This is a genomic window from Sorangium sp. So ce204 (assembly GCF_051526795.1).
Lineage (GTDB): Bacteria > Myxococcota_A > Polyangia > Polyangiales > Polyangiaceae > Sorangium > Sorangium cellulosum_B.
The window spans coordinates 9,501,834-9,517,690 of the sequence record NZ_CP150317.1; the positions used below are offsets into that span (position 1 = coordinate 9,501,834).

Consider the following 15,857-nt stretch of genomic DNA (forward strand, 5'->3'; position numbering starts at 1 on the left):
GCCCGGCGCGCGCTCGCGTCGTTCGCGCGCGGCGGCGGGCCCACCGCGGGCTCAGGGCGAGCAGGTCCCGGTGCCGTTGTCCTCCGCGCGCACGCTGTCGGGCACCCAGTCGAGGCGCTCCACGAACGCCTCGACGTCGCAGCTCGGCAAGCTCTCGTTGCCCATGATCTCGATCCAACCATTGACCGTTCGGGCGCCCAGGCCGCGGAGCGTCGCGAGCGAGCGGTTCCCCTCGACGATGAGGCTATCGAGATCAGCCAGGCCCTCGAGTCCGGTCAGCCCGAGCAGCGCGTCGTTGTCCTGGATGACGAGCTGGCTCACGCGGACCAGGCCACGCAGCGCGTCGATGTCCACGAGCGATTCGTTGCCTTCGAGCCTCACGACATCGGTCACGCCGTCGCCCTCGCTCAACGAGCCGAGCCCGTCGAGGCTGGTGAGCGCGGGGTTAGCGGCGATCTCGATCCCGTTTCGGACGTTGCGGAGGCCACTCAGGTGCCGGAGATCCGTGAGCCGGGGATTGTTCGCGATCGCGAGCAGAAAGAGGTCCGAGATCTGCTCCACGCCTGCAAGGCTCATGAGTCCGGCGTTATGGCCCAGGGAGAGCACCGACAGCTCGGTCACGCCGGCGAGGTCGGACAGGTCCGCCAGGGAGCCACAATCGGTGATGACCAGCTCTCGCAGGCGCGTCAGGCCGCCGAGATCGATCTCGGTGAGCTTGGGGTTGGAGGTGAAATAAATCGACTGCACTTCGCTCGAGTCCGAGCCGAGGTGCGCGAGAGCGTCGGCGATCACCAGCTCGGGATTCGATTCGATAACCGCATACTGGACACCACGGAGCGAGAACATGCCCGTGAGCGTGCCCATCGATGAATTGCCGGTGATGATGAGACCGTCGACGGTCTCGAGCCCCCCGAGCCCGACCAGGTGCCGGAGACGCTCGTTCCGCGCGATGGAGATGGATCCCGCGTGACGGAGCTGGTCGAGGCCGTACAGCGAGGTCAGCTGCGGGTTCTCCGCCAACACGAGGTTCTGGACGGTCGAGAGCCGCGAGACACTGTTCAGCTCGCGGAGCCCGTCGTTCCCGGAGATGTCGAGCACATCGAGCTCCTCGACGGCCTCGAGGCCGTCGAGGCTGATCAGCGCGTCGTTGTCGATCACGCTGATCTGCCCGTGGCGCAGGCTCACCAGCCCGCGCAGCGACCAAAGCCCGTCGTTGCCCTCGATCCAGAGCTCCCCCTCCTCGAAATTCTCGACGCCTGGCAAGAACTGGAGCGCATCGTTGTCGACCAGGCGGAGCGTCCCCCGGCGGAGGCCCTGCAGCCCGTCCAGCGACACGAGGTTGTCATTGCCCTCGATCAAGAGCACCCCTTCCTCGAACCTTTCGAAGCCTGACAACGCATCGAGTTGATTGTTGTCGATCACGTGCACTTCATGTGCGTTCAGCCCGACGCCGGCGACGCTCTCGAGGATCGGGTTCTCACGGATCTCGATGAGCCCCTTGACCTGTTGGAGGTTCGGAAGCTTGCCGAGGCGGAGCAGCGACGCGTTCCGCGCCACCTCCAGCTGCGCCCCGACGACGGAGAGGGAGTCGAGGCCGTCGAGGCTCGACAACAGCCAGGTGTCGCTGATCACGAGGTGGCCCGAGATGCGCGTCAGACACGCGAGCGGGGACAGATCGGAGACCTCGCCGCCGATGTTGAGCCTGCCATTGAGCACGGTGACGCCGCGCAGCTTCTCGAGAGCCTCCTGGCGATTGACATTCCAGGTGCCGCTCTCCACGCGGGTCGGGTCGCACCCCGGCTCGGCGCCCCCCGCGCCACCGGCACCCGCGCCGCCGGCGCCCGCGCCCCCCGCACCCGCACCCCCGACCCCCGCGCCCCCGACGCCCGGCCCAGCGCCCGAGGATGGACCGCCTGAACTGGCACTCGCGCCGCTCGCTGGGTCGCCCGAGCTCGATGACGTGGCGCCGGCACCGCCAGCCCCTGCCGTCGATCCGACCTCGCCTTCCTCCGGCTGCGGTCCCTCGATGTCGAGCGCATCCCGGGCCCCACAGGCCGACGCGAGCGCAATCGTCGCAAACACGCCCACCCACCACGGGTTCCGCATGCCGCGAGGTTGGGCTCACCGCGATCCCGCGTCAAGGACGACCGGGTGCTGGAACTGTGCGGTTCCAGCACGGAAATTTTGCAGGAGATGCGGAGCGCGTCGTGCTCGTCTCGCTCGTCTGGAACCTGAGAGGTCCGCTCAGGGTGGCTGTGGCGTGAGAGCTGTTCGTTCGGCGCATGGATCATCTGTTGATAGAGCGCCGCGTTTGCAGGAGGGGTCGCTTGCGATCTCGCACACGCAGCCTGATCACCGCGGGGCGCGGCCCGGAAACCAGGGCGCGCGAGCTTGCGCCGCGCTCGTCTCTGCGCGATCGTCTCGCCATGCAATTCGTCGAGGTGCTCACCAGAGACGGCATCGCCGAGGTCACGTTGAGCCGACCGAAGGTCAACGCCATGAACCAGGCGGTGCTCCGCCAGCTGGCCGACGTCTTCCAGCGGCTCGCGGAGGACGACGCCGCGCGCGGCGTGCTCGTCCGCGGCGCAGGCAACTGCCTGTCTGCGGGTCTCGATCTCCGCGAGGTCGCGTCGCTCGATCGAGAGGGGCTCGGAAGCTTCCTCGACGACTTCGACGCCGCCTTCGGCGCCGCTTTCCGTTTTCCGAAGCCGCTTGCCGCCGCCGTTCACGGCCATGCGATCGCGGGCGGCCTCCTGCTCGCGATGTGCGCTGACTTCCTCGCCCTGGGCGCCGGCGACTACAAGGTCGGTCTCCCCGAGCTCGCCGTGGGCATCGCCTTCCCGCGCGTCGCCTTCGAGATCGCCCGGACCGCCTCTCCCGCCCGCGCGCTCCGGAGGCTCGTCTTCGGCGCGGAGCTCCATTCCCCCGCGAGCCTCTTCGACATGGGCGTCGGCGACGCGCTCTCCTCCGAGCCGCTCGAGGACGCGCGCCGCTTCCTCGCCACGGCGTGCGGCCGCCCCGCCGCGGCGTTCCGCCTCGCCAAGGCGAGCCTCCGCAGGGACGCGTGGGAGCGGGTCGCGGCGCAGCCGCCCGCGGAGCGGGAGGCCCTGATGGACGCGCTCCTCTCCTCGAAGCAGGCCTTTCTGCCGGCATGAACGCGCAGCGCTCGGCGCACGAGGGCCGTCGCTCGCGCTCCTGAGCGCGCCAGTCGCCGAGCGCCCCGCCGCCTCGCAGTCTGTGGTGGAATCACTTCGTGGCTCGACGGTCCAGCGCTCTCCTTCGAGGCCAATCGGCGACGGATGACCCCGCCGCCCAGGGCGCGAGCGCGAGCTGAACATCGAGGTTGTCGACCTCGCTGAGCGCGTCGCACAGTCCCGGGTGGAGACCGAGGCGCTCGCACGCGGAGAGGAGCGCGACGTGAACCGCCCAGGTAATCTGCGGCGGCTCGGCGAGCAAGGGGAGGAGCGCCACGACCTCGGCATGCGCGCCGAGCTTCGCGAGCGCGTCGACGGCGCCGCACCGGACCGGCTCGCGCGCGTCGCCGCGCGCCAGCGCGAGGAGCCGGGGGATGGCTTCCTCCTTGAGCGCATGGGTCGCGTACGTGTTCAGGGTCTCAAGCGCATGCGTGCCTGTCGTCCCGAGCTCGCCGAGGTGCTCCCAGGCGGGCCCCGCGAGCGCCCGGTTCGCAGGGAGCTCGCCGAGCCAGTACATCGCGCTCTTCCTGACGTGAAAGGCAGGATCGCGGGTGAGCCCGAGGAGGGCCTCCTGCTCGTCCCACGCGGCGAGGAGCGACGCGGATCGCTCGCGAATCCAGGGATCCGGATGCCCCGCCAGGAACGCCGCCGCTGCGCCGCGATCCGCCGCGACTCCCGCTGCTCGGAAGCGGTCCGCGAACCGATGCTTCCTCTCCGCCCAGCAGCCGTCGAGATCGGCATAGAGCGCGAGGAGCTCGGCCATCTCGAGAGCTGCCTCCGATCCCTGATCGCCGCCGGGCGAGGAGATGGGGCCGCGCGCGGCGGGATCGTCCGCCTCCGACGCGTCTTCGTCTCCCAGAACGCCAAGGAGATGCCGGACCGGCTCCATCCACGCGAGGAGAAGCCGCCGCTCGGCCGGCTCGGCGCGGTCGAGCGCCCACCGGAACCTCCCCTCGCGGATCTCGAAAGCGCAGGCGGCCGCTGCGGCGCGCACCCGCTCGTCAGGGTGCCCGCGGAGCGCGGCGACCGCATCGAGGCAGCGCCGGCTCGGGTAATAGTGGAGCGTCTCCAGCGCAGCGACGGCGACGTCGACCGCGGGATCCGCAGCGGCTCGGAGGAGCGGCGCCTCCGCCGCGACGGGCTCGTCCCATAGCAGCGCGTCGGCGGCGACCTTGCGGATACCCGCGTCGGGGTGCCCGAGCGCGGCGATCTTCAGCGCCTGGAAGCGCGGCTCCGAGAAGCCGAGCGCGATGGCCTCTATCGCTTCCTTGTGAAGCGGGTGCGCGAAATCCCGCGCGACCGGCTCGACGAGGTCCGCCTCGGCGCGCTCCATGAAGAGCAGCGCGTGACGGCGAAGCACGATGTCGCCCTCCGCCCATGCGGCCCTGAGCCAGGCGCCGCTCGGCGGATTCCCGGCGCTCCTCAGGATCGCGCCCGCGGCCTCGCGCGCCGCCTCGGGCAGCTCACGCGCCTCCACGATGCGCATGAGCCGCGCCGCCGCGCGGGGGTCCTCGACGCGCGCCAGGGTCGTCGCGATCTCGTCCCGCTCGGCCTCGGGGAGCTCGGGCAGCACCAGCCAGCCGAGGAGCCGCTCGGTCCACGACCGGTCCTCGGCGCGCTGGATCTCGTCGTGGGGAATGGCCTGGAAGCTCTCGCGGCGATCGTTCACGGTGAGGCCCGCGATCCTATCAGCCGGCGAGGCGCTCACCGAGCGGCGGGAACGTGCGCCGGTATCGAGCGGGAAGAGACGGGTCGAGCGGCGGATCGGCTCGGCCAGGAGAGGCCCGCCGTCGTTGCCGGAGGTCGAGGGCTGGTTGCGCTGCGCCCCAGCAGCGTTTACCGGCGGGCGCGCCGGTCAGCCGTGAACGCGGCCGGCACCTGCTCGACGGGAACGGCCGGAGGCCGCATCAGGGGAGCGGCCCCCACAGCGTGCCGCAAACCCCACCCGTGGAGTTGATGCGGTCCACGTATCCATACCCCGTGATTGGGGTGTCGGGACACTGGTATCGATTCGTGCCTATCGTGGTCGGGCTCAGGGGCGACGGCGAGCCGGTACCCCAATCCCCCCCGGGCGTGCTGCACCGGACCTCCGGCGTGCAGTATAGCCCGGCACTCGTCGTGATGCACCGGACCGCCGTCGCGACCTTGTTGCTCGGGCAATCGGTCGTCCAGCCGTGGTTCGACGTGGACGATGGACCGGGCGTACAGTAGATCCGGAAACTGGTGCGAGCCGAATTGCTCTCCCAGCGGGTCGCGAAGCTGCCGTTCGCGCACGCGGGCTCGACGAAGGGGGTGCATCCATGGATTCCGCAGCTCCCCGACGACCACCCCGTCCAGCCCGACACCGTCGAGGCCAACGTCGCGTCACCGGTCTCCTCGGTGCCGTCCGACTCATCTCCGTCCGACGCGTCCATCGCGCAGCTCGCAGTGGCGAGGGCGACGCACGCGAGGAAAGCTGTTGCTAATGACCGTGTTCGCATATTCTACATCCTCTTGCTGTTGTGGGTGTGATGCCTGCCAGCGGCCCGTCCGCTTCGATGGATGCGGCTTGTCCGCGTCGAGGGAGAAGGGAGGGTGAACCGATCGGGGAATGTCGACTCGCCTGTAACGGCACGCCGCGACGCGCGCCGGTTGATACCAAGTCGGATGGCGCCATGCACCGCTGCAGCGGCGCGAGCGCTCGCTCGGCCCCTCACGTGTAGAAGTTGAATTCCCTTGTATGGATGTCGAGCTGTCGTGCCTGGACATCGAGCTGGCCGCCCATTCGCGTGCCTCGTCCGATCCTTCCGGCAGCGAGCCCGGCCGCGAACGCCAGCGCGAGCGTCGCACCAGTCACGATGAGCACGCGATCAGCTCGTCACAGACGGCGCTTCAAGTCACCTATCCCGTGACTGCATCTCGTTGATCGGAGTCTAGTGTGCTGCATCGCAATGCGCAAGATCTGTCCGCGCCAATTCGGTGCACCCGATGCCGGCGCGCGATGGTCTGACAGACCATCATGGAATCATCCAGCACGGGAGTGCGCGCTTGACCTTACCCCCGGCGCAGTCTGCTCCTGTTGCAATTGGATTGTTCTGCTGTCCCCCGTCGCGTCGCGCCTCGCCTCGCGGCGGGCCGAGCGCAGGCGCGCGAGCATGCCGATTTCACGCCATCGGGAGCGGGGCGCGCCGCCCCCCTTCATTTGCCCCGCGTCTTCGCCGCCTTCTGCCGCCGCACCATCTCCGCAATCCAGAGCGGCGCGAACGGCGGCGTGCAGCCCGGCGACGCCGGGTAGTCCTTGAGCACCTCGAGCCGCTCGCCGATGGCCACCGCGCGGGCGCGCGACCCGGGGTTGTGGATGCCGATCTCGGCGAGGCAGTGGTTCATCGACCACTGCTTCGGGCCTGGCGCCGCCTTCATCTCCGCCTCGATCTGGTCGAGCAGCGCGGAGAGATCGAGCCCGGCTGGGCTCTTCACGACGCGGTCCGTCGTCAGGCTCCAGCCGGCGCGCCCGACCAGCTCGCTCGCGGAGTCCTTCCAGCGGACACGCAGCTCCTCGACGTGCCGCGACGCCTTGACGACGTTGACGATGAACCAGTCGAGGAGCTTGGGATAGTCGATCTCCCGGACCATCGCGTCCAGCTCGTCCACCGAGAAGGTCTTTGGCTTGAACACGAGCGTCGCCAGGAGGCGGGCGTCGGGGTCCCCGGTGCGCCAGAGCTCGCCGGCCAGGGCGTGGTCCGTCTTCAGCTGCTTCGCGAGCGCGCGGAGCTGGGTGAGGTTCACGCCGTGGGCGTCTCCGGCGCGGGCGTTGACCTCGCGCATCTTCTCGTTGCTCAGCGCGGCGAGCTCCCGCAGGACGTCGGTGAGGTTCATGATCTGGAGCTAACCGCATCCGCGGGCGCCGTCCAGCGGCGCGGCGCCGCCTCGGGTGGCGACGCGGATTGGTTGTTGAACCAGCGCCGTTGTTCCAGGAGGGCCGGCGTGCCCCCGCGCGGACGACCAGAGCGTGTCTCGTAGCTCTTTCGGGTGCTCGCGGTGGGCGTGAAGGGCGCCGCGCCCCACCGCGAAGCGTGGGGCGGCTCAGGGCGCCGCGGGCGGCACGGCGAACGCCGCCGGCTGAGCGTCGGAGGTCGTGGCATGCCGCTGAAAGGAAAGTCCTTCCCGTCGCAGGTGTACTCGAGGGGGGAGGGTTTCCCCGTGAGCCCGAGCGCTGCGCTCAGCGTGAAGGCGTCAGGCGGCGGCAGCCGCCTCCCACCCTCGCATTGGATCGCGGAAGGCAGGGGCGCTCGCCCCATGACACCCGCAGATCGCCGCGAGCAGCAGTGCCACAACCTGTCAATCACACTGAAAGCGCGATCCTGCTCGAAGAACTCGCCGACTTCCTCAGCAGAGTGGCGTACGATACTTCAGCGCTCGCGCTGCGCGGGGGCAGTGGGGTCAGTATGCATTCCAACCACGATCGCCAGCGGCCAGCGTACCGCCAGGTCAGCGGCTTGCTCCTCGGCGGAATCGTCCTTTCCGGCTGCGGAAGCATCGTCCACGACGAGGACACCCACCCTTCTTCCGGAGGCACAGGCCACTCGGAAGGCACCGGAGCGACAGGCGGCGGAACATCGAGCGGAGGAACGGGCGGGAGCGACGGCCTCGGGAACAACGCAGGGAACACGACCGCCGCCGCGGGTAGCTCGGTCGGCAGCGGAGGGGCGCCGGGCGGAGCAACCGGCGAAGGCGGCGTGGGGCCGGGCGGAGCCACGGGTGAAGGCGGAACGCCCGGCGACGGAGGAGCAGGTGGCGCGCCGGACGACAGACCCAAGATCTGTCCTGATGGTTCGTTCGATCATGACGGGGACCCCAGCAACAGCTGCAAGGCGTGGTCGCGATGCCCCCCGGGTCAGTACATCGCGAAGGAAGGCACCGACACCAGCGACCGCCAGTGCGTGATCTGCGGCGATGGTACCTTTTCGACGATGCAAAACGTGCGCGCGTGCACGCCCTTCACGGATTGCGCGCCGGCTTCGAGCTCATGGCCACAGGGCGGTGTGGCGACCCCCGGAACAGCAACCGCCGATGCCGTATGCGCCGACCCTTATTACAGATTCGGTTCGGAGGGCTGGTACGTGGCCTTTGCCGTGGCGGTCGACGGCGGCGGCAACGTTTACGTCGCGGGAAACGCCTACGGCGCGCTCGCGGACGGCGGTGAGTCGGACGCCTTCGTCCGCAAGCTCGATGCGCATGGATCCGTTGTGTGGACTCAGCATTTTGGGACATCGAGCGACGACCACGCCAAGGGCGTGGCGGTCGACGGCAGCGGCAACGTCTACGTGGCTGGAACCACGGGGGGCGGGCTCGAAGGTGCCAGCGGAGGCTTCGGCGACGCGTTCGTGCGGAAGCTCGACTCGAGCGGCGCGACGCTGTGGACACGGCAACTTGCCACGTGGCGTTCGGAGTCGGCAAACGCCTTGGCGGTCGATGGCCAAGGAAATGCCTATGTTGCCGGAACCAGCTACGGCGGCGACCAGAGCACGGGTGAGGCGTTCGTGACCAAGATCGACACGAACGGCGCGCCAGCGTGGACTCAGCTGTTTGGTGGGCCAGACGAGGACGAAGCCATGGCCGTGGCGGTCGACGGCAGCGGCAACGCCTACGTCGGCGGATACACCTCCGGTGGCGTCGTCGCAGACTCGGACCGAGGACAGCGGGACGCCTTCGTCCGCAAGCTCGACTCGAGCGGAGCGACGTCATGGACTCGGCAGTTCGGCTCGACGGAGAACGACTTCGTCTTCGCCGCGCGCGTGGACGGCAGCGGGAACCTCTATGTTGCGGGCAGCACCGCCGGCGAGGTCGGCGGCCCGAGCGAGGGCTCCCCGGAGGCCTTCGTGCGCAAGTTCGACGCAGACGGCGCGACGTCATGGACTCACCACGCCGGCAATGCGTCCTACGACTACGGCTTTGCCCTGGCCATCGACGGCAAGAACGACGTCTACCTCGTGGGATCCACGAGCAGCGGCGAAGAGGACGTCTACGTGCGCAAGCTCGACGCGAGCGGCGCAGCGCAATGGACCAAGGAGATCGGGACGCCGCGCAGCGACACGGCGCTCGCCGCGGCCGCAGACGCCGACGGCGATCTGTACGTCGCCGGGTACACCGGCGTGTTCTTTACCACGTCGGACCCATTCGTCCTGCACGTGCCCGCCGAATGACCCTGGGCCGTCCGCCCGACGGGCCGCCGGGACTACGCTGAGCGTCTCCAGCGGCGCAACTCTCCCGGCCCGTGGCGCCTGAATTTCCGGCGACGGCTCATTCTCAATCGGCTTTTCTCGCAGGATTTCTCACCCGCGGTGCTGGGCCGAAAGCAGCGTGCGCATGGCCGGCGTGATGACGTCCGCGATCGCGCGGCGCCACGTGGTGGCCAGGGCGGCGCCTTCGAGCCGCCCGTGCGCGGCCAGGGCTGGAGCGGCCTGTGCCGGGGCGGCCGGCGGAGGCGCGGCGAGGGCGGCATCGAACGCCGCAGCGACCGCCCGGCGCACCGCATCGCCGCCCGCCTGGAGCGCCCAGGCCACGAAGCGCCACGCGAGCTCGGCGTGCCTGGCCTCATCCTCGGCGATCATCGCGAGGACGCTCTGGACCGCGGCGTCGCTCGCGTGCGCGAGCTGCTCGCTGGCCTGCACGGCGGCGAGCGTCTCGCCGACGCAGCCTTCACGGACGGCGCGCGCCGCCATCTCGGGGAGATCCGAGCTGACCTCGACGAGGCCGCCGAACTCGAACGGCGCGGGCTCTAGCGCCGCTCCCGCGTACGCGCTCGCCAGCCCGAAGCAGAGCGCCGCATGGCGCACCTCGTCGAGAGCAGCCTCGTGCGCGGCGGCGAGCATCGCGGCGGGGGCGCCGACGGCCATCATCTCCAGGGCGAATCGCGAGAACGAGGCGATGGATGCGTGCTCGAGCAAGGCGTCGCGGAGCCACGCATCGGCCAGCGCGGCGCGGTCTGCCGGCGTCAGCTGCGCGACGTCCGGGCGCGCCGCTGCGCCCCACGCGCCCGCCTCGCGCCGCGCTGCCCGCGCGGTGCGGGCGCGCTCGCCCACGACGAACGGCCGGCCCACGGAGGCGCATTCCGCAATGTACTCGTAGCAGCACTGGCCATCTCGAAGGACGCCCTCGCCAATCTCGTAGGCTCCGCAGCCGCTGCGCGGGAAATGATATTTACTATCAAAAGGATCGACAGGCGGGCACGGGCTCGCGGGCGCGCCGCCCTGGCCCCCCGCGCCGCCAACCCCCCCGGCACCGCCCTGCCCGCTGACCTCCTCCCGCGGAATGCAATGGCTGCCTTCGACGGTGTCATAGTAGACACCACCCGAGCTCGTCGACACGGGGCCACCGTCGATGCCGCCGCCTTGCCCGTCCATCTCACCACGCGATCCCGAGCTCGCGTCGTCCTCTCCACGCGATCCCGAGCTCGCGTCGTCCGAGGCGCGGCCGCCGCTTCCCGCGGCGAGGCCGCCGCCACCTTCGCCCGACGTGCGGTCCCGGACGACATCGCCGCTGCACGCGGCGCCTCCAGCCACCATGCCGAGCGTCGCCGAGGTGAGTATCGCGCGGGTCAGCTGGTGAGCGAGCGCGATCCGAAATTGAGCCGAAGAGAAGGATGTCATTGTCATGGCGCTGCCTGTGAGCAGCAAGCATGCCAGACACGAGATTCCTGGGGATTCAGCGCTTCTGTGCCAGAACAGCCGGCACATCCTGACACAGAGATGGGTGCGCGTCGGTGTCGAGCGTCAACAGCGGCGTTGACCTCCCCGCGGCTCAGGGCGAGCAGGTCCCGGTACCGTTGTTCTCCTCGATCGTGCTCTCGGGCCGCCAGTAGAGGCCATCCATGAATGCCTCGACTTCGCAGCTCGGCAAGCTGTCGTTGTGCGCGATCCGCATCCAAGCAGCGATCGTTCGAGCTCCCAGGCCGCGAAGCGTCGCGAGCGACCGGTTCCCCTCGACGAAGAGCCAGGAGAGCTCGGCCAGGTCTTCGAGCCCGGTCAGCGCAGGCAATGCGTCATTGTCCTGGATGGTGAGCTGGCGCACGTGGACCAGGCCACGCAGAGCGTCGATGTCCACGAGCGCATCGTTGTCCTCGAGCGTCACGCTGTCGGTCACGCCGTTGCCCTCGCTGAGCGAACCGAGCCCGTCGAGGGTGGTGAGCGCAGGATTACCGGTGATTCCGATCCCGTATATGTTGCGGAGGCCGCTCAGGGGTCGGAGATCCGTGAGCCGAGGATTGTGGCTGATCGACAGCTGATCGAGCTCCGAGAGCTGCTCGACTCCCGTGAGGCTCATGAGTCCGGCGTTATCGCTTACGCCGAGAGCCGCCAGCTGGGTGACGCCGGCGAGATCGGACAGATCCGACAGGGAGTCACAGCCGGAGACGGAGAACATTTGCAGGTGCGCTACACCGCCGAGATCGATGCGCGTGAGCTTGGGGTTGCCCGAGAAGTAAAGCGCCGGCATGAGGTCCTCGCCCGAGGGAACATGCGCGAGAGCGCCGGCGCTCACGAGCTCGGGATTCCCACTGACGGTGAGATACTGGATACCGCGGAGCGATAGCATGCCGTCGAGGCTGACCATCGAGGGATTGCCGCTGACCTCGAGAGAGTTGACGGTCTCGAGCGCCGCGAGCCCGGTCAGGTCCACGAGACGCTCGTTCAACCCGATCTCGATGAACCCCGCTTGGACGAGGCCGTCGAGGCCGCGCAGCGAGCTCAGCTGCCGATTCTTCCACAAAAAGAGGTGCTCGACGCTCGTGAGCCGCTCGATACCTTCCAGGCTGGCGAGCCCGTCGCTCTCGGAGATGGCGAGCTCATCGAGCTCCTCGACGGCTCCGAGGCCCTCGAGGCTGGTCAGCGCGTCGCTGTCGATGACGGTGAGGCTCCCTCGGCGGAGGTTCCCCAGCCCGTCCAGCGTCGCGAGCCGGTCATTGCCCTCGATCCAGAGCTCCCCCTCCTCCATGGTTTCGAGGCCTGCCAAGGACTCGAGCGAATCGTTGTCGATCACGTGCAGCTCACGTACGTTCACCCCGACGCCGGCGATGCTCTCGAGGAGCGGGTTTTCACGGATGTCGATGGTTCCCGTGACCTGTCGCAGGCTCGAAAGTCCGCTGAGGCTGAGCAGCGATAGGTTCCGCATCACCTCCAGCCGCATCCCGATGGAGGAAAGGGCGTCGAGACCGTCCAGGGTAGACAGCTGAAATGTGTCGTTGATATCGAGGCGGCCCGTGATGGTCGTCAGGCACGCGAGCGGGGACAGATCGGAGACTTCCCCGCCGATGGTGAGGCTGCCATTGAGCACGGAAACACCGCGCAGCTTCTCGAGATCCTCCTGGCCATTGGCATTCAAGACGCCGCCGAGTGAACGGCCCGGCTCGCACCCCTGCGCAGCGCCCCCCGCGCCTGCGTCCCCGCCTGCGCCTCCGTCCCCGCCTGCGCCTGCGTCCGGCTCGCTCGGCCCACCTCCCGAGGATTGACCGCCTGAACTGGCGCTCGCGACGACCGCGGGGTCGCCCGAGCTGGATGACGTGGCGCCGGCACCGCCAGTTCCTGCCGTCGATCCGACCTCGCCTCCTCCCGCCGGCGGTTCTTCGACGTCACGCACAATCCGGCCATCACAAGCCGGCGCGAGCGCCATCAGCGCAAGCACGCCCATCCGCCACGGCTTCCCCATGCCACGACGTTGAGCTCACTCCGATCCTGCGTCAAGACCCCGGGGCAACGCCGAAAGTGCGCAATCGCGACGCGGCAATTTTGCAGGAGCGCGGCCCGCGTCAAAGGCTCATGCCCACGCCCACGCGGAGCCGCATGGCCACCGCGGCGCCGACCTCGCCCTCGTCGCTTCCCGCGCGTCGCTGATTGAAGACGTACGTCTGCGCCGCCGCCTCGACGCCGAGGTAGAAGCGCTCCGCCAGATCGATGTTCACCCCTGCATCGACGCCGAACGCCCCTGCCAGGCCATGGCGGTCGGGCGCGCGCCCGGCGGTCTCGAACCGCTGCCTCATGACGGCGAGGCCGACGTCCACCCCGACGCCGAGGCTGATCACGGGCAGATCCAGGGAGCGGGACAGGCGCACGTCCAGGCCGAGCTCATCATTGCTCGCCGTGAGGTGCTCGTTCTGGAAGGCGCTGCGGCACGCGCTGAGCCGGGGCGCGACGCCGAGGTGCTGGAGCTCGATCCCATAGCCGACGAAGCCGCCGTGACAGAGCGAATCCCCCGGGACAAGAGGCGTCCTGAGCTGATAACCCGCCACCGGCCCGTGCGCGACCTCGCGGACGCCGCCGCCCTTGCGCACGAGCCGGGCGAACATGACGCGGCTCAATCGCTCGTCGCCGACATCCATCGTCTGCCCTGCCCCGGCGTCGACGCTCCCCTCCAGGAGAAAGTCGGGGCCTCGCCCCCGCACGAAGTAACGGCCAGGGCGCAGGCTGACGGTCCGCGTCGCGTCGCTCGCGCCCACCTCGGCCACCACCGCGCCCTCGCTGGAGTCTCGCATCACGAGGTAGGCCCTGCCGGCAGGAAAGCGGAGCACACCCCGGAGCGACGCATGGACAGGCAGCTCGGTCAGGACGAGCTTGCCCTGGCCGCGGAGGTCGTAACGGAAGGTGGGGTGTTGCGCCCCGGCCCACGTGCGGCTCGTCGCGCGCAAGGTGCTCTCGTACGCATGGCGGTACGCCTCCTCGAGCGAGACGGCGCCGTCTCGATCCGCGTCGGCCGTCCCGAGCAGCCCCGAGACGAGCGCGTGGGTGAAGAACGACCCTTTGAGCTCATCGGACTCCTGAGCGTCCTCGTTTCCAGAGCTCGACGTGAGCGTCACCATCCCTTGCCCGGCGAGCCGCTGATCGAGCTTGATGACGAAGGGGGGCGCGCTCGTGCCGCCCTTGACGCGCGTCAGCGCCCCGGAGCGGCACGAGTCCACGATCAAGAGCCGCGCCGAGGCCGCCGAGCCGCGGACGAGCTGCTCGAACTCCGTCAGCGAGAGGGGCGTCGGCCCGAGGTGAAGCGCGTTCGCGTCGGCGTGGCCGGAGTAATAAACGAGGTAAAGGACATCGGTGTCCGGGCTCGAGATGGCCGCGCGGACACGGTCGTTCATCGTGATGAGCGTGCGCCGGACCGTCTCCGCGCCCTCGCTCCGCAGGAGCACCAGGTTCGCCGGGGGAAAGCCGCCGAGGTCCTTGAGCACGTCGTACATCTTCGACGCGTCGTCCTCCGCGTACCGGAGCTCGACCTCGCCCTTCTCTCCGGCGTTGTTGCCGATGAGCACCGCGAAGCGCTCGATGCGCGCCTCGGCCGGGGCCGCAGCGGCGGCCGCGGCCAGCCCGCACGCCGCGGCGGCGAGCGCCGCTCTGCGACGGCGGATCACGGCGACGCCGCGACCTTCTCCGCCGTGAGCGCGTCGACGTCGCAGCCCGGCGGGGCGGGCGGCGCGCCGGGGTGCGCCGCGAGCGCGGCCCGGAGCGGCTCGACCGCGATCGCCTCCGAGCAGAACAGCCCGAAGATCCGCTCGGTGCCGAGCGTCTCGTCGAGCACCGTGCTCTGGGGGAGGAGGACCTCCCGGCCAGGCTCGATCCGCGCCGCGACAGGACCGCTCGGGTAATAGACGCTCGCCTGGGAGGCCCCGTCGACGCTCAGGATCACGAGATACCGCGCCTCCGCGCTGGAGTACGTGAACTGGATCGCGTCGCCTGGATGCAGCCTCTCGCCCGCCCCGCCGGGCAGGACGCTCCCGCCGCGCTTGACGTAGAAGCCGATGTGCTCCGCGCCCTTGATGCGCTCTCCGGGGATCTCCGCGTCTCGTCCCTCCGGCCCGGCATGGAAGCGGAAGAAGAAGAGCGCCGCCGCCGCCGCCGCGAGCGCGCTCGCCGCCGCGGGCGCCAGCCACCGGCGCGGCGGGCGGATCTTCTCCCTGGCGCGGCGCTCCGGGATGGAGGCGCCGCGGGCGAGCCGCAGGGGCGGCGCCGACGCCGCGAACGAGGCGCGCGCCGCCTCCATCTCGGAGCGCCGCGCCGAGCACCGCGAACAGCCAGCCACGTGCGCGCTCGCCTCCTGCGCCGCGGCCGCGTCGAGCTGGCCCGCCAAGAGCTCGTCGAGCTTCAGCTCCGAGAGGCACCCTTCGGGTCGCGCTGGCGTCATGGACTCGAACTCCCTTCTCTCATCCGGTCGGAGAGCGTGGCCTTCAGCCGCTCCAGCAGATTGCCGACGTGCCGGCGGGAACAGCCCATCACGCGCGCGATCTCCTCGTGGGTCATCTCATCGGAGTAATAGTGGACGGCGACCTGCGCGAGGTCGCCCGGGAGCTGCGCGAGGAGCTCCCGCGTGAGGAGGGCGTTCTCGGCGGACGCCGCCGCGCTCTCCTGCTGCAGGGGTGCGACGTGGGTGTCGAGGAGCCGCAGCCGGTTCTTGTGATCGCGGATGCGGTTCAGGCATGCGTGCGTGGTGGCGCCGTAGAGCCAGCCCACCATCGGGCCCTTGCCGTCGAGCTGCCCGGGCTCGCCGAGCAGGGAGGCGAAGACATCCTGGAGGATCTCCCGCGCCTCCTGCTCGTTCCCGAGGAGCCGCCGCGCCCGGCGCAGCACGAGGTGCCCATGCTGCCGGTAGGCCGCCTCGATCAGCGACACCAGCGCCTCGCGATCCTCCACGTCCGAGCGTGTACCA

At 69.8% G+C, this 15,857-nt stretch carries 12 protein-coding genes; 4 read left to right on the plus strand and 8 right to left on the minus strand.

The window, feature by feature from the left end; all coding sequences use genetic code 11:
- Nucleotides 1–51: 51 nt before the first annotated feature.
- Nucleotides 52–1,779 (minus strand): leucine-rich repeat domain-containing protein, encoded by a 1,728-nt coding sequence (locus WMF22_RS35575; RefSeq protein WP_438032634.1) that lies wholly within the window; start codon nucleotides 1,777–1,779, stop codon nucleotides 52–54.
- Between the two features lie 647 nt (nucleotides 1,780–2,426).
- Here WMF22_RS35575 and WMF22_RS35580 point away from each other — a divergent pair.
- Entirely contained in the window at nucleotides 2,427–3,155 is a 729-nt protein-coding gene (locus tag WMF22_RS35580; RefSeq protein ID WP_438032635.1) for an enoyl-CoA hydratase/isomerase family protein, read from the plus strand.
- Between the two features lie 91 nt (nucleotides 3,156–3,246).
- Here the strand turns inward: WMF22_RS35580 and WMF22_RS35585 are convergent, their stop codons facing one another.
- Entirely contained in the window at nucleotides 3,247–4,863 is a 1,617-nt protein-coding gene (locus tag WMF22_RS35585) for a hypothetical protein (RefSeq protein ID WP_438032636.1), read from the minus strand.
- Between the two features lie 344 nt (nucleotides 4,864–5,207).
- Between WMF22_RS35585 and WMF22_RS35590 the strand changes: the two genes are divergently transcribed.
- Together WMF22_RS35590 and WMF22_RS35595 are read left to right on the plus strand one after the other, a co-directional pair.
- On the plus strand, nucleotides 5,208–5,405 hold the full coding sequence (locus WMF22_RS35590; protein ID WP_437294404.1) for a hypothetical protein: 198 nt from the start codon (nucleotides 5,208–5,210) through the stop codon (nucleotides 5,403–5,405).
- Between the two features lie 508 nt (nucleotides 5,406–5,913).
- Nucleotides 5,914–6,099 (plus strand): hypothetical protein, encoded by a 186-nt coding sequence (locus WMF22_RS35595; protein ID WP_437294406.1) that lies wholly within the window; start codon nucleotides 5,914–5,916, stop codon nucleotides 6,097–6,099.
- A 272-nt stretch (nucleotides 6,100–6,371) separates the two neighbouring features.
- Here WMF22_RS35595 and WMF22_RS35600 read toward each other — a convergent pair whose 3' ends face one another.
- The gene (locus WMF22_RS35600; RefSeq protein WP_437294407.1) at nucleotides 6,372–7,049 is read right to left on the minus strand and encodes a DNA alkylation repair protein; all 678 of its coding nucleotides are present in this window, start codon (nucleotides 7,047–7,049) and stop codon (nucleotides 6,372–6,374) included.
- A 1,244-nt stretch (nucleotides 7,050–8,293) separates the two neighbouring features.
- Between WMF22_RS35600 and WMF22_RS35605 the strand changes: the two genes are divergently transcribed.
- Complete coding sequence (locus tag WMF22_RS35605) at nucleotides 8,294–9,376, plus strand: SBBP repeat-containing protein (RefSeq protein WP_438032637.1); 1,083 nt, start codon at nucleotides 8,294–8,296, stop codon at nucleotides 9,374–9,376.
- A 129-nt stretch (nucleotides 9,377–9,505) separates the two neighbouring features.
- Here the strand turns inward: WMF22_RS35605 and WMF22_RS35610 are convergent, their stop codons facing one another.
- The 5 genes from WMF22_RS35610 to WMF22_RS35630 form a co-directional block, all read right to left on the minus strand.
- Nucleotides 9,506–10,828, minus strand: coding sequence for a ferritin-like domain-containing protein (locus tag WMF22_RS35610; RefSeq protein ID WP_438032638.1), 1,323 nt, complete (start codon nucleotides 10,826–10,828; stop codon nucleotides 9,506–9,508).
- Nucleotides 10,829–10,973: 145 nt separating this feature from the next.
- Nucleotides 10,974–12,551, minus strand: a complete 1,578-nt coding sequence (locus tag WMF22_RS35615) for a leucine-rich repeat domain-containing protein (RefSeq protein ID WP_438032639.1) — start codon at nucleotides 12,549–12,551, stop codon at nucleotides 10,974–10,976.
- 424 nt (nucleotides 12,552–12,975) lie between these two features.
- Nucleotides 12,976–14,565 (minus strand): caspase family protein, encoded by a 1,590-nt coding sequence (locus WMF22_RS35620; protein WP_437294411.1) that lies wholly within the window; start codon nucleotides 14,563–14,565, stop codon nucleotides 12,976–12,978.
- Entirely contained in the window at nucleotides 14,562–15,335 is a 774-nt protein-coding gene (locus tag WMF22_RS35625; protein ID WP_438032640.1) for a DUF4384 domain-containing protein, read from the minus strand. Before WMF22_RS35625 ends, WMF22_RS35620 begins: the two co-directional genes overlap by 4 nt.
- A complete protein-coding gene (locus WMF22_RS35630) occupies nucleotides 15,332–15,841 on the minus strand; it encodes an RNA polymerase sigma factor (RefSeq protein WP_157907086.1) in 510 nt (169 codons plus the stop codon). The genes WMF22_RS35625 and WMF22_RS35630 overlap by 4 nt, the downstream gene beginning before the upstream one ends.
- Between the last annotated feature and the right edge of the window lie 16 nt (nucleotides 15,842–15,857).